Annotated in this window: 8 protein-coding genes and 1 pseudogene; 5 read left to right on the top strand and 4 right to left on the bottom strand. The window is 63.3% G+C overall.

What is annotated here, in order from left to right; genetic code table 11:
• Window positions 1-236 precede the first annotated feature (236 nt).
• Window positions 237-2546: an NADP-dependent malic enzyme gene (locus ACP2YP_RS18240; RefSeq protein ID WP_426425786.1), complete on the bottom strand. Its 2310-nt coding sequence runs from the start codon at window positions 2544-2546 to the stop codon at window positions 237-239.
• A gap of 250 nt (window positions 2547-2796) precedes the next feature.
• On the opposite strand from ACP2YP_RS18240, the gene ACP2YP_RS18235 reads away from it, so the two are divergent.
• Window positions 2797-4767 (top strand): hypothetical protein, encoded by a 1971-nt coding sequence (locus ACP2YP_RS18235; protein WP_426425785.1) that lies wholly within the window; start codon window positions 2797-2799, stop codon window positions 4765-4767.
• 170 nt (window positions 4768-4937) lie between these two features.
• Here ACP2YP_RS18235 and aspS read toward each other — a convergent pair whose 3' ends face one another.
• Window positions 4938-6710 (bottom strand): aspartate--tRNA ligase, encoded by a 1773-nt coding sequence (aspS, locus tag ACP2YP_RS18230; RefSeq protein WP_426425784.1) that lies wholly within the window; start codon window positions 6708-6710, stop codon window positions 4938-4940.
• Window positions 6711-6906: 196 nt separating this feature from the next.
• On the opposite strand from aspS, the gene ACP2YP_RS18225 reads away from it, so the two are divergent.
• Entirely contained in the window at window positions 6907-8382 is a 1476-nt protein-coding gene (locus tag ACP2YP_RS18225; protein ID WP_426425783.1) for a protein adenylyltransferase SelO, read from the top strand.
• A 178-nt stretch (window positions 8383-8560) separates the two neighbouring features.
• On the opposite strand, the gene ACP2YP_RS18220 is transcribed toward ACP2YP_RS18225, so the two are convergent.
• Together ACP2YP_RS18220 and ACP2YP_RS18215 are read right to left on the bottom strand one after the other, a co-directional pair.
• Complete coding sequence (locus ACP2YP_RS18220; protein WP_426425782.1) at window positions 8561-9619, bottom strand: WD40 repeat domain-containing protein; 1059 nt, start codon at window positions 9617-9619, stop codon at window positions 8561-8563.
• Between the two features lie 220 nt (window positions 9620-9839).
• Window positions 9840-10374: pseudogene (locus ACP2YP_RS18215) on the bottom strand (REP-associated tyrosine transposase).
• A 354-nt stretch (window positions 10375-10728) separates the two neighbouring features.
• Between ACP2YP_RS18215 and ACP2YP_RS18210 the strand changes: the two are divergent.
• From ACP2YP_RS18210 to ACP2YP_RS18200, 3 genes are read left to right on the top strand one after another with little or no spacing between them, the layout of a single operon-like run.
• Entirely contained in the window at window positions 10729-11577 is an 849-nt protein-coding gene (locus ACP2YP_RS18210; RefSeq protein WP_426425780.1) for a phosphodiesterase, read from the top strand.
• A gap of 1 nt (window position 11578) precedes the next feature.
• Window positions 11579-12529: a carbohydrate ABC transporter permease gene (locus ACP2YP_RS18205; protein WP_426425779.1), complete on the top strand. Its 951-nt coding sequence runs from the start codon at window positions 11579-11581 to the stop codon at window positions 12527-12529.
• Window positions 12526-13395 (top strand): carbohydrate ABC transporter permease, encoded by an 870-nt coding sequence (locus ACP2YP_RS18200; protein WP_426425777.1) that lies wholly within the window; start codon window positions 12526-12528, stop codon window positions 13393-13395. Before ACP2YP_RS18205 ends, ACP2YP_RS18200 begins: the two co-directional genes overlap by 4 nt.
• Window positions 13396-13405: the final 10 nt, after the last annotated feature.

The following is a 13405-nucleotide window of genomic DNA, read 5'->3' as shown; positions in this document are numbered from 1 at the left end:
CGGTGAAATGGAAAACTGCAAGTAATTCAAGACTGACGGCGCGACTTCCCCTCTCCCCTTGTGGGACCTTGTGGGAGAGGGTGGCTCGCTGCGCAGCGGCGAGACGGGTGAGGGGTTTCTCTCCACGCGTCCAACTCTCGCTGAGTTTGCGGAGAAAACCCCTCATCCGGCGCTTCGCGCCACCTTCTCCCACAAGGGGAGAAGGGTTTGCACCGTGAACGCGGTTAGCGCTCGCCTTACGTGAACAACGTCGGCTGCTGCCGCGCGGCCCGCTCCTGCGCTTCCACCACGGCCACCGCGGTCATGTTGAGGATGCCGCGCGCGGTCACCGATGGCGTGAGGATGTGGGCGGGCCGCGCCGGGCCGATCAGGATCGGGCCGACGGGAAGCGCGTCCGCGAGCGACTTGATCATCTGATAGGCGACGTTGGCGGTGTCCAGCGTCGGCATGATCATGATGTTGGCCTCGCCCTCGAGCTTGGAGTGCGGCAGCACCATTTTGCGCGCAGCGGCGGAGAGCGCGGTATCGCCCTGCATCTCGCCGTCGGCCTCGATCTCCGGATGCTTCTCCCTCAGCAGCTGGGTCGCCCGCCGCATCTTGCGCGAGGAGTCGGTGTCGTAGCTGCCGAAATCGGAGTGCGAGACGAACGCGATCCTGGGCTTCAGCGCAAAGCGCTGAACATGGACCGCCGCGAGCGAGGCGATCTCGGCGAGCTCTTCGGCGCTCGGATTGGGGCGAACTTGCGTGTCGGCGATGAAGAAGGCGCCCTTGCTGGTGATCAGCAGCGCCAGCGCGGCATAGTCGCTGACCCCCGGCGCAAAGCCGATGATCTCGCGAACATGCCGCAGATGATGCATGTAGCGGCCCTCGACGCCGCAGAGCATGGCATCCGCCTCCCCGCGCGTCACGGCAAGCGCCGCGATCACCGTGTTGTTGGTGCGCACCACCGTGCGTGCCGCATCCGGCGTCACGCCGCGGCGGCCGGCGACCTCGACATAGGACTGCACGTAGGAGCGGTAACGCGGATCGTCTTCGGGATTGACGAGATCAAAGTCCTTGCCAGCGCGGATCAGGAGGCCGAAGCGCTTGATGCGGGCTTCCACCACCGAGGGACGGCCGACCAGGATCGGCCGCGCCAGCTTCTCTTCCAACACCACCTGCGTGGCACGCAGCACGCGCTCGTCCTCGCCTTCGGCGTAGATCAAGCGCACCGGCTGGGTCTTGGCCTTGGCGAACATCGGCTTCATGACGAGGCCGGAGCGGAAGGCGAAGCGCTCGAGCAGCGCGGTGTATTCGTCAAAATTGGTGATGGGCCGCGTCGCGACACCCGATTCCATCGCGGCCTTCGCCACGGCCGGCGCGATGCGCAGGATCAGCCGCGGATCGAACGGGCTTGGGATCAGCGAGCCCGGGCCAAAGCCCTGCGTCTCGCCGGTGTCAAAGCCTTGCGCCACCGCATCCGACGGCGCCTCGCGCGCGAGCTGCGCGATGGCCTCGACGGCGGCGTGCTTCATCTCCTCGTTGATGGCGCTCGCACCGACATCAAGCGCGCCGCGGAAGATGAAGGGGAAGCAGAGGACGTTGTTGACCTGGTTCGGGTAGTCGGAGCGGCCGGTGCAGATCATCGCGTCGGGGCGCACCTTGCGCGCCTCCTCCGGCATGATCTCCGGCGTGGGGTTGGCGAGCGCCATGATCAGGGGCTTGTCGCCCATCGCCTGGGCCATCTCGGGCTTGAGCACGCCCGGAGCCGACAGGCCGATGAAGATGTCGGCGCCGCCGATGACGTCGCCAAGCGTGCGCTTGTCGGTCTTCTGCGCGTAGACCGCCTTCCAGCGGTCCATCGTGGTGTTGCGGCCCTCGTGCACGAGGCCATCGATATCGCAGACCCAGATGTTCTTGCGCTGCGCCCCCATCGAGACCAGCAGATTGAGGGTCGCGATCGCAGCCGCCCCTGCCCCCGACGCGACGATCTTGACGTCGGACAGCTTCTTGCCGTTCAGGCGCAGGCCATTGGTGATGGCGGCGGCGACGATGATCGCGGTGCCGTGCTGATCGTCATGGAAGACCGGGATCTTCATGCGCTCCTTCAGCTGCGCCTCGATCTCGAAACATTCCGGCCCGCGGATGTCCTCGAGATTGATGCCGCCGAAGGTCGGCTCGAGCGCCGCCACGGTCTCGACTACGCGCTCGATGGTGTCGGCGGCGATCTCGATGTCGAACACGTCGATCCCGGCGAATTTCTTGAACAGGACCGCCTTGCCCTCCATCACCGGCTTGGACGCCAGCGGGCCGATATTGCCGAGGCCGAGCACCGCGGTGCCGTTCGAGACCACCGCGACCAGATTGGCACGGGTGGTCAGGGTCGCAGCTTCCGCCGGGTTCTTGGCGATCTCGGTGCAGGCGGCGGCGACGCCCGGAGAATAGGCAAGCGCGAGGTCGCGCTGGTTGGCGAGCGGCTTGGTCGCCTGGATCTCGAGCTTTCCGGGGCGCGGCAGACGGTGATAGGCCAACGCCGCCTGGTGGAGATCATCAGAATAGGACGACATGCGGTGTCTTGCCTCGCGTTATCCGGCCTCAAGATGTATTGCCCCGACCGACTTGCCGCAGTGCACACGGTATTCCGGCTCGTGGAAACGGGGATGAAGCACGGCCGACGCCTCGGTGGCAATATCCGATTGCAATCCCATTAGCAGATCGCACGGTCAAATAATTGACACCGCTAGCTTTCCCTGGACCGTACGACGTTTCCCGAATATGGCAGGTTGCGCAGCGCATAACGAGCAACTGGAGCTGGGAATGAAGCGGATCCTGATCGGCCTGATCGCAGTCGCCGTGCTTGCCGCGGGCGGATGGTTCGGCTTCAGCCTCTATGTCCAGCACCGGGCGACCAGCGAGGTCGAGGCCGCCTTCGAGCAGATGCGCGCTGGTGGCGGCAAGGCGAGCCACGGCAAGATCGGGTTCGAGCTGGCGAGCCGGACGCTGACGATCGAGGATATCAATGTAGAGCCGAGCCAGCCGGAGCTAGCCCACGTCAAGATCGCAAAGGTCACGGCCGTCGGCGTGCGCCGGCCGGATGAAGCCCATTTCTCGGCCGACAGCATCGAGGCGGGAGGTGTCGAGGTCGCCTTCACGTACACCGAGCGGGTGAAGCTGAAAGCGAACTACAAGATCCCGCAGATCACCGCTCGCGACTTTAATGGTCCCACCCGTGCAGCGAACGCTCCGCTGTCCGGATCGATCATCGACATGTACCGCTTCATGCTCGCGCAATACGCAACTGTCTCGGCGTCCTCGATCGTGGCGCCGACGGTCATGGTGAACGTCGATGCGGGCGCCGGCAATGCCGGCAGCGGGGACTTCATCTATTCCGGTCTTGCGGTCCAGAACGTCGATCGCGGCAAGATCGAAACAGCGAAGACGAACCGCATCACCTATTCGGTCGACGTGACCCAGCAGCCGGGCAAGCCCGCGAAAATGACCGGCGAGGTCTCCGGTATGGCCGCCTATGATTTCGACGCAAGCGCAGTGACGGCCGCGCTCGATCCTCAAGGGTCGAGCGACGACAGTTTCCACAGAATCTATCGACGCATCTCGGCCAACTCATACATGGTGACAATGTCACCCGGCGTACGTGTGCAAATCGAAAATGTCGCCATCGACGACATTGCGATCCGGCCCTCGAAATTCCGTCTTGCTGAGATCATGGCGCTGATGCCGGCCGGCGGTTCGACTCCGACGGGGGCGCAGTCGCGTGACATCATCGAGAAGGTTTCCGAAGTCTTCGAGGGCGTTCAGATCGGCAAGGCCGAAATTGGCAACCAAACGGTCGAGACGCCGCAAGGGACCGGAAAGCTCAACGCCGTCAAATACGATCAAAACCAGATAGCGCTGGAAGGCCTCGACATGCCGATGCCGCAGGGGCGCCTCAAGATGGAGCGCTTCGCGCTGAAATCCTTCAGTGTGGCGAATCTGATGCGCTGGGTGGCGGACCTCAGGACCCCAGGGCAGCCTTTCTCGCCCGATCAGATGCTGGGCCTGTTTCGCGTGCTCGAAGGCGCCGAGATCAAGGGCGTGGTCTCTCCTTTCAAGAACACGCGGCAGCTCGTCACCATCGACACGATCAGCCTGAACTGGGGGCAGCTGGTCGGGTCGATCCCGAGCAAGGCCAGTCTGGTCGTGAAAATGGTCACGCCGACCAATCCCGCCAGTCCAGCGCAGCGGACGTTGATCATGGCGGGCGTCGACAAGCTCGCGATCGACCTCGATCTCGGTGCGGCCTGGACGGAGTCCTCGGGCGCCTTCGCGCTCACTCCGGCCACACTCGATCTCGGCAATCTCGCCAGGGCGCAGGCCCGCTTCGCGCTCGCCAACGTACCGCGCGGGGTGTTCTCGCTCGACCCGGTGCAGGCCATGAGCCAGGCCGGGCATATCGAAACCGGCGCGGTCGAGCTCTCCTTGCGCGATAGCGGCGTCGTCGATCTGGTCGTGGCGCAGTTCTCGCGCATGCAGAATGTCAGTCGCGACACCGCCCGCAGCGCCATCGTCGAGATGATAAGGGCGCAAGGCGAGAAGATCGCGGCCTCCAATCTCGATGCCAGGGTGGCGGTGGACGCGCTCGCGAGCTTCGTCGCGACATCGGGGCAGACACTGACGATCAAGCTGACGCCGCTCGGCAAGGTGCCTCTGGTCCAACTGATGGACGCGCTGAACAGCGAGCCGATCGTTGCACTCGCACAATTCAGAATCGAGGCATCGACTGGGTTGTAGGAGAGATGCAGATCTCCCTCCTCGTCATTGCGAGGAGCCCTTGCGACGAAGCAATCCAGAATCTTTCCGCGGAAGGACTCTGGATTGCTTCGCTGCGCTCGCAATGACGATGTGGAGGCACCGCAGCCTCTCCCCTTGTGGGGCCGCGTGCGGGGAGAGGCACGAGCCCATCACTTCTGCGGCAGGTTCACCCGCACATGCAGCTCGCGGAGCTGCTTGGTGGTGGCTTCCGACGGCGCGCCCATCAGCAGGTCCATGGCCTGCTGGTTCATCGGGAACAGCGAGATCTCGCGCAGATTCGTGGTGCCACAGAGCAGCATCACGATACGGTCGACGCCCGCCGCCATGCCGCCATGCGGCGGCGCGCCGTACTGGAAGGCGCGGTACATGCCGCCGAAGCGGTCGACCACTTCCTGCTCGCCGTAACCTGCGATCTCGAACGCCTTCACCATCGCCTCAGGCACGTGGTTGCGGATGCCGCCCGAGGCGATCTCATAGCCGTTGCAGGTGATGTCGTACTGGAACGCCTTGATGGTCAGGGGGTCCTGGCCCCTGAGCGCATCGAGGCCGCCTTGCGGCATCGAGAACGGGTTGTGCGAGAAGTCGACCTTCTTGTCGTCCTCGTTGTACTCGTACATCGGGAAGTCGACGATCCAGGCGAGCTCGAACCGCTCCTTGTCGGTGAGGTTCAATTCCTCGCCGACCTTGTTGCGGGCCAACCCTGAAAACTTCCAGAACTTGTCGGGATCGCCGGCGACGAAGAAGGCGGCATCGCCTTCCTTGACGCCGATCTGCGCGCGGATCGCAGCGGTACGCTCCGGCCCGATGTTGTTCGCAAGGGGACCTGCACCCTCGCCGCCCTCGCGCCACATAATGTAGCCGAGACCAGGCTGGCCTTCGCCCTGCGCCCACGAATTCATGCGGTCGCAGAAGGCGCGGCTGCCGCCGCCCGGCGCCGGGATCGCCCAGACCTGGTTCTTGGGGTCTTCGAGCATGCGCGCGAACACCTTGAAGCCGGAGCCGCGGAAGTGCTCGGAGACGTCCTGCATCTCGATCGGGTTGCGCAGGTCCGGCTTGTCGCTGCCGTATTTGCGCAGCGCCTCGGCGAACGGAATCCGGCGCCAGTTCTTGCTCACCGGCTTGCCCTTGGCGAACTCCTCGAACACGCCGGTGATGACGGGCTCCATTGCCGCGAAGACGTCTTCCTGCGTGACAAAGCTCATCTCGACGTCGAGCTGGTAGAACTCGCCGGGCAGACGGTCGGCGCGCGGGTCTTCGTCGCGGAAGCACGGCGCGATCTGGAAGTAGCGGTCGAAGCCGGACATCATCAGCAGCTGCTTGTATTGCTGCGGCGCCTGCGGCAGCGCGTAGAATTTGCCGGGATGGATGCGCGAGGGCACCAGGAAGTCGCGCGCGCCTTCCGGCGAGGACGCGGTCAGGATCGGCGTGTTGAACTCGAAGAAGCCCTGCCCCTCCATGCGCCGACGCATCGACTTGATGATCTCGACGCGCGTCATGATGTTCTGGTGCAGCTTCTCGCGGCGCAGGTCGAGGAAGCGGTATTTCAGGCGGATGTCTTCGGGATATTCCTGGTCGCCGAACACCGGCAGCGGCAGGTCGCCGGCCGGGCCCAGCACCTCGATCTCGCTGACATATATCTCGATCTTGCCGGTCGGCAGATCGTCATTGTCGGTGCCGTCGGGGCGGCGGCGGACCTTGCCGTCCATCTTGACCACGAATTCCGAGCGCAGCTTTTCGGCCAGCGCGAACGCCGGCGAGTCCGGGTCGACCACGCACTGGGTCAGGCCGTAATGGTCGCGCAGGTCGATGAACAGCACGCCGCCATGGTCGCGCACGCGATGGACCCAGCCCGAGAGGCGGATCGTCTCGCCGATGTTGCTCTCGCGGAGCGCGCCGCATGTATGTGACCGGTAGCGATGCATGGTCGTCCCAAAATGATGTCTGAGGGGTCGAATCGGACGACTGTGCCAGCCGGTCCGAAGTTGCGGCAGGGTTTACCCGACGAGGAACGGGGCGGCAACCAAGGGAACGGGCTGTTTTGGGCCCGAGGGCGTCCATTTTTGCCCAATCCGGGCCCCTCCGTTTGCCATCCGGCGTTCCCCGCCTATCTTTAAGGTCATGACGGTCCATTTCCCCTTCCAGAACTCGTATTCGGCGCTGCCGGACAGCTTCTTTGCCCGCGTCGCACCGACGCCCGTATCCGCACCCCGGCTGATCAAGCTGAACCGGCCTTTGGCGGTCCAGCTCGGGCTCGATCCCGACCTGCTGGAGACCCCGGAAGGCGCCGAAATCTTGGCCGGAAAGACGGTTCCGGCCGGCGCCGATCCCATTGCCATGGCCTATGCCGGCCATCAGTTCGGGCATTTCGTGCCGCAGCTCGGCGACGGTCGCGCCATCCTGCTCGGCGAGGTCATCGACAGAGATGGCATCCGCCGCGACATCCAGCTCAAGGGCTCGGGCCCGACCCCGTTCTCCCGCCGCGGCGACGGCCGCGCCGCGCTCGGGCCGGTCTTACGTGAATACATCGTCAGCGAGGCGATGTACGCATTGGGCATCCCGACCACGCGCTCGCTCGCCGCCGTCGTCACCGGCGAGCACGTCATCCGCGAGACCGCGCTGCCCGGCGCGGTGCTGACGCGCGTTGCCGCGAGCCATATCCGGGTCGGCACCTTCCAGTTCTTTGCCGTGCGCCGCGACACCGACGCCATTCGTCGGCTCGCCGATCACGTCATCGCTCGCCACTATCCGGACCTGCTTCGTGCGGAGCGGCCCTATCACGCGCTGCTCGCCGGCGTCGTGGCGCGCCAGGCCGATCTGGTCGCACGCTGGCTCCTGGTCGGCTTCATCCACGGCGTGATGAACACCGACAACTCTTCCATCTCGGGCGAGACCATCGACTACGGCCCCTGCGCTTTCATGGATGCCTACAATCCCGCGCAAGTCTTTTCGTCGATCGACGAGATGGGCCGCTACGCCTACGCCAACCAGCCGCGCATTGCGCTGTGGAATCTGACGCGGCTCGCCGAATGCCTGCTGCCGCTGTTCGGAGAAGAGCAGGAGAAGGCGATCGAGCAAGCACAGGAAATTTTGGGCGCATTCCCGGATAGCTTCAGCGACGCCTATCAGGCCGGCCTGCGCAAGAAGATCGGCCTGTTCACGGAGCGCGACGGCGACGAGACCCTGATCCAGGACCTCTTGGATGCGATGGCGAAGAATGGCGCCGACTTCACCCTCACCTTCCGCAAGCTCGGTGACGCCGCCGGCGATCCGGCAGCGGACGACGCGCGCGCCCAGTTCATGGACCCCGCGGCCTTTGATGAATGGGCCAAGCGCTGGCACGAACGCATCGCCCTGGAGCCGCAATCCGCCGCCGAGCGGCAAGCCGCCATGTACGCCGTCAACCCCGCCTTCATCCCACGCAACCACCGCGTCGAAGCCGTGATCCAGGCCGCCGTCAACAACGACGACTACGCACCGTTCGAGGAGCTGGTGAAGGTGCTGGCGAAGCCGTATGAGGACCAGCCTGAGTACGCCGCCTACCAGGACCCGCCGTTGCCGGACCAGCGCGTGCTGCAGACGTTCTGCGGGACGTGAGGCGAACTCGGTGCGTAGGGTGGATTAGTTAGCCGAAGGCGTAATCCACCAGCCGCCTCATCCTCGCTCTCCGAACTCGCCGACGACCTTGGATGCGCCGCCCCAATCCTCGGGAAACAATCCGAATTAGGGTGACTGTGTCTCCGTAATTCTATGATTCCATTTGGTTAGAACCAGCTCAGGGGACAAGCGCAAAAATAGTAATTGCGGTATCGGTCGTCGCAGCAATGAGCCGACCGTCAGGCGAGAAGTTTACAGAGCTTACACTGCGGTAACGCGAACTAGTGGCGATCGGCTGTTCCGGCACCTCTTGTGCAAAGACCCGCACGGCGTGATCGCGCGCAGCTACCACCAGAAATCGACCATCAGAACGCCAGCCCAACTGCCGCACCGGCGATAACTCTTCTACGCTTGAAAAACTAGCTACCTGGCTGCGATCAGCGAGCCTCCAGATTTGGATCGCCGGGACTGCGGGCCCCTGTGAAGCCGGAGCGCCAGCTCCGGTAGCTAGGAAACGACCATCGAGACTGAAGGATAAGCAACCGACGCCGATCGTTCGTCCACCGGTGTAAACGGGGATTTCCACGGGGGGCCGATTTAATTGGTTCAAATCGAAGAGCTCGACTTTCCCGGACACCTTCCCTCCAGTGCCGACCCCCACGGCGAGAATGTTGCTATCGGGTGAAAACGCTAAAGCCGAAGCTATTGCAAGCTCTCCCGGTGCGCTGACTGGGATGCTGGCCAGGACGTTCCAGTCCTGCGTGGAGTAAACTGTAACTCTTTCGTTGCCAGTCGAGGCGATTGCAGCGACGATTTTTCCATCAGGTGCGACCTCAAAAATCTCCGCTGAGTTGTAGGGCGGGGGCTTTCCTGGGGCGGGCCCTGCAACATTCCGGACAATGCCCGCCTTTGATACGCTCCACAGCGAGAACGCCAGAGATTCGTCCTCTGTTTGAGAGGCAGCGGTGATCACCATTTCATTGGACAGGAACGCAATCGAATTATCGACATACGTTCTGCGACGATTCATTTCAGCAAGACGGGTTCCGTCAGCGCTCCATACCGTCACTTTTTGTCCGAAATTGCTGATCGCCGCTAGCCTGCTGCTGTCCGCGGACCAAACTACGCCCGTTGCGTACCCGACGGTTGGAAGTACTCGGCTGCTTTCAAGGCGCATTGCATGCCCCCGCGTCGAGTCCAACTCCTGACCGAAGGCATTGAGCGCTGGCGCGATCATCTCTTTTCTTCCCCAAATGCACAGGGCCGACGCGCCGGTCAGTCCGAAAACGACATTTCTTCGCGTAAACAACGACATCGCAGCAATGCCCCCGCGTCATCGGAATTTTGCTCAATCAAGACACGATATACGAATGCCGATCTCTTGTCGGAGCACCACGCTAGACAGGCGCGGACTTCGTAGGGTGGATTAGCCGCAGACGTAATCCACCAATTCGACCCTACACTCGCTCTCCGAACTCGTCTGTCGGCTCGCAATCCCCGCCCCAATCCTGCGGAAACAATCCGGCATGGACATCCCGGTGGAACGACGAAAACGGCCAATCGCATACCCTGGACACGTATCCATGTTTCACGGGATTGTAATAGCAATACTCGACCTGACGCACGTAGTCGGCCTCATTGCGGATCAGGTGCTCCCAGAACCGGCATTGCCAAATGCCGCGTTCGTTGCGCGCGGCACGGACCGCGCTTAGCCGCTCTGTCGATGGACGCGCTTTGGCAAAACGAGTCTTGATCAACCGCCAGCGCACCGAGAAATCGGAATTGCCCGGCGGTATGATCCAAATTGCGTGCAGATGATCGGGCAGGACCACAAATGCGTTGAATCGCGAACGCATGGCTCAGGCGTGTTGCGGCGACCGCCTCGCGTAAAATTTCGATCTGGTCGGTCAGCAGGGCTTTCCGTCGATCGAGCAGGTTCACCGTGAAGAACCAGCATCCTCCGGGAACGAATGCGCGGCTGTAGTCGGACATCGGCGTCAGATAGCACAACTTTAGATTGGCTTACAGGTGGTGGATTACGCCTTCGGCTAATCCAACCTACGCAGCTGTCCGATGATGCCATCATGCTGGTGTTTTGCCCGACGTGTCAATTGATTTCGAAAAAAGCGCAAACCATCTGCCGGCCATCGTCGGCTACTTTGCATGGGGTTGTTTTCGACATTTTTTGTGAGGCATGCGGACCGGCCAGCGCGCGCACCCGCGCTGGCTGTGGAATTCGGGGGCGCGGGAACCGCTGTCATCAAACTGAAACACTCGCGCTCTAACGGCCTGTCAGGGCCGTCTTGCCGGAGGCGCCCGTCCTCCAACAGTCCTGACAAGCGCGCCATGCCGTTCAAATTCATCCACATCACCGACACGCATCTCGCGAACCCCGGGCTGAAGCTCTATGGCCTCGACCCGCGCGCCCGGCTCGACGCTGCGATCGCCGACATCAACACGCACCAGCCGGATGCTGCGTTTGCGGTCGTGACCGGTGACCTCACCCATTGGGGCGAGCCGGAATCCTACGGCAATTTCGCGGATGCGATGTCTGCACTGAAAATGCCGTACATCGCCATGGTCGGCAATCACGACAAGCGCGCGGCCTGCCTCGACGGGCTGAAGGCCGCGCCGCGCGATCCCAACGGTTTTGTGCAGGGCACCCGCATCACCGAGCACGGCCTGTTCGTCTTCCTCGACACGCTGGACGAGACCAGCCATGCCGGCGAGATGTGCGCCAGGCGTTTCGACTGGCTGGCGAAGACGCTGGCCGCCGCGCCCGCCGACATGCCGTTCGTCGTGTTCATGCACCATCCACCCTTCCCGGTCGGCGTGCACGCGATGGACGAGATCGCGCTGAAGCAAAGCGCCGAATTCGCCGAGGTGATCGCGCCGTATCGTTCGCGCATCCGCCATCTCTTCTTCGGCCATGTGCACCGGCCGATCTTCGGCAGCTACGGCAAGATCCCGTTCTCGACGCTGCGCGGCACCAACCACCAGGTCTGGTTCGAGCTCGATGCCAACGCGCCGCATCTCGCGAGCCACGAGCCGCCGGCTTACGGCGTGGTGCTGATCGACGATCAAAACCTCGTCGCGCACGTCCACGACTTCCTCGACACCAGTCTGCGCTTTCCCTTCGAGCCACCTGCGGGAGTGGACGACCGCGACTATGCGCTCAATTTCCCGGCGCGGTGACATGAGCCTCGCTGAACCCGCGGCTCTCCCGGTCGCGGCATCGGCGCCGCCGCGCCTGCACATCGTGACGCGCTTCACCGCTCGCTTCAAAGCCTCGCTGCCGGCCTATCTGCTGCTGCTGCCGTCGCTGATCTTCCTCGCGCTGTTCACCTATGGCGCGATGGGACGCGTGCTGATCGACGCCCTCTATCAGCGCGCCACGCCGAAGGCGCCGCTGCGCTTCGTCGGCCTCGACAATATCGCCGCAGTGCTGGCGGACCCCGCCTTCACCGGCGCTGTTATCAACAACCTCATCTACGCCGTCGGCACCGCAGTCCCGAGCATCGGCCTCGCGCTGCTGTTCGCGCTGGCGCTGGCACGGACCAATGCCGTAACCAGCGCGCTGCGGGCTGCGCTGTTCCTGCCGGTGCTGATCCCGATGGTCGCGGCGTCCGCGCTGTTTCTCTTTATCTTCCTGCCCAATGTCGGCCTGCTCGACTACTACATCGGCCGCCTGCTGCCGGTGCTGCCGAACTGGCTCGGCGACCCCGACATCGCGCTTTATGCGATCATGATCATCACGATCTGGAAGAACGCGGGCTATTACATGCTGTTCTTCCTCGCCGGCCTCCAGGCCGTGCCGGAAGACGTGATGGAAGCAGCCCATCTCGACGGCGCCGGTCCCCTCATGCGGCTGCGCTACATCATCCTGCCGGAGCTCAAGCCCACCTTCCTGTTCGTCATCGTGATCGCCACGCTCAACGCAGTGACGCAGGTCGACCACGTCTTCGTCATGACCAAGGGCGGGCCGTCGAACGCGACCAATCTCGTACTGTTCTACATCTACCAGCAGGCGGTCGAGCACTACGACATCGGCATGGCTTCGGCAGCAACGCTGCTGACGCTCGCCGCCTTGATGGCCCTCACCGCGCTGTCGTTCCGCACCATGGCCAACCGCGAGGGCGGCGCATGAAGCTGATCGACAAGCTCTACAAGGGCGCCCCGCTCGCCACGCGCAACGAGATCACGCCAAAACTCGGCTTCGCGCTGACCGTGCTGCTCGCGCTCGCCTGGCTGATCCCGTTCCTGTGGATGGGCATGGCAACGCTGCGCCCGGCCTCCGACGGCATCAACCTGATGGCCGAGCTGATGCCGAGCCTGAAGCCGACGCTCGACAATATCAGGGATGCCTGGGAGATCGGCGACTTCCCGCGCTACTTCCTCAACACCACCATCATCTGCACCGGTATCCTGCTCGTGCAGTTCTTCACCATCACGCTCGCAGGCTTCGCCTTTGCGCGGCTCGACTTCGCCGGCAAGACGCTGATCTTCTATTTGTTCCTGATGCAGCTGATGCTGGTGCCGGTGCTGCTGATCGTGCCGAATTTGCGCATCGTCGCGCAATTCGGCCTCTACGACACGCTCGCCGGCGTCATGATGCCGTTCTTCGCCTCAGCCTTCGGCACCTTCCTGATGCGCCAGGCGTTCGAGGCCATTCCGACCGAGCTCGAGGACGCCGCCCTGATCGACGGCGCCAGCCTGTTCCAGCGCATCCGCCACATCTATGTGCCGCTGTCGATCCCGAGCTTCTCGGCGTTTGCGATCATCTCCGTGACCAGCCACTGGAACGACTTCCTGTGGCCGCTGATGGTGATCAATTCGCCGGACAAGCGACCGCTCACCGTTGGCCTCTCCGTCTTCACCGCGACCGCAGAAGGCACGCAGGCCTGGGGCACCATTGCCGCCGGCACGCTGATGGTGATCGCGCCGCTGCTCATCACCTTCCTGATCTTCCAGAAGCGTTTCATCAGCTCTTTCGTCACCTCAGGCATCAAATAGGAGATTTTTC

It is taken from the genome of Bradyrhizobium genosp. A, from assembly GCF_049949275.1.
In the GTDB taxonomy this organism is placed as follows: domain Bacteria; phylum Pseudomonadota; class Alphaproteobacteria; order Rhizobiales; family Xanthobacteraceae; genus Bradyrhizobium.
Note: the sequence above shows the minus strand (reverse complement) of the source record. Positions and strands in the feature narration are given on the sequence as shown.

What these genes read in the sequence shown, in the direction of transcription:
- ACP2YP_RS18225 (WP_426425783.1), top strand. Translation starts at nt 6,907, where the DNA reads ATGACGGTCCATTTCCCCTTCCAGAACTCGTATTCGGCGCTGCCGGAC.
- ACP2YP_RS18220 (WP_426425782.1), bottom strand. Translation starts at nt 9,619, where the DNA reads ATGATCGCGCCAGCGCTCAATGCCTTCGGTCAGGAGTTGGACTCGACG.
- ACP2YP_RS18210 (WP_426425780.1), top strand. Translation starts at nt 10,729, where the DNA reads ATGCCGTTCAAATTCATCCACATCACCGACACGCATCTCGCGAACCCC.
- aspS (WP_426425784.1), bottom strand. Translation starts at nt 6,710, where the DNA reads ATGCATCGCTACCGGTCACATACATGCGGCGCGCTCCGCGAGAGCAAC.
- ACP2YP_RS18205 (WP_426425779.1), top strand. Translation starts at nt 11,579, where the DNA reads ATGAGCCTCGCTGAACCCGCGGCTCTCCCGGTCGCGGCATCGGCGCCG.
- ACP2YP_RS18240 (WP_426425786.1), bottom strand. Translation starts at nt 2,546, where the DNA reads ATGTCGTCCTATTCTGATGATCTCCACCAGGCGGCGTTGGCCTATCAC.
- ACP2YP_RS18200 (WP_426425777.1), top strand. Translation starts at nt 12,526, where the DNA reads ATGAAGCTGATCGACAAGCTCTACAAGGGCGCCCCGCTCGCCACGCGC.
- ACP2YP_RS18235 (WP_426425785.1), top strand. Translation starts at nt 2,797, where the DNA reads ATGAAGCGGATCCTGATCGGCCTGATCGCAGTCGCCGTGCTTGCCGCG.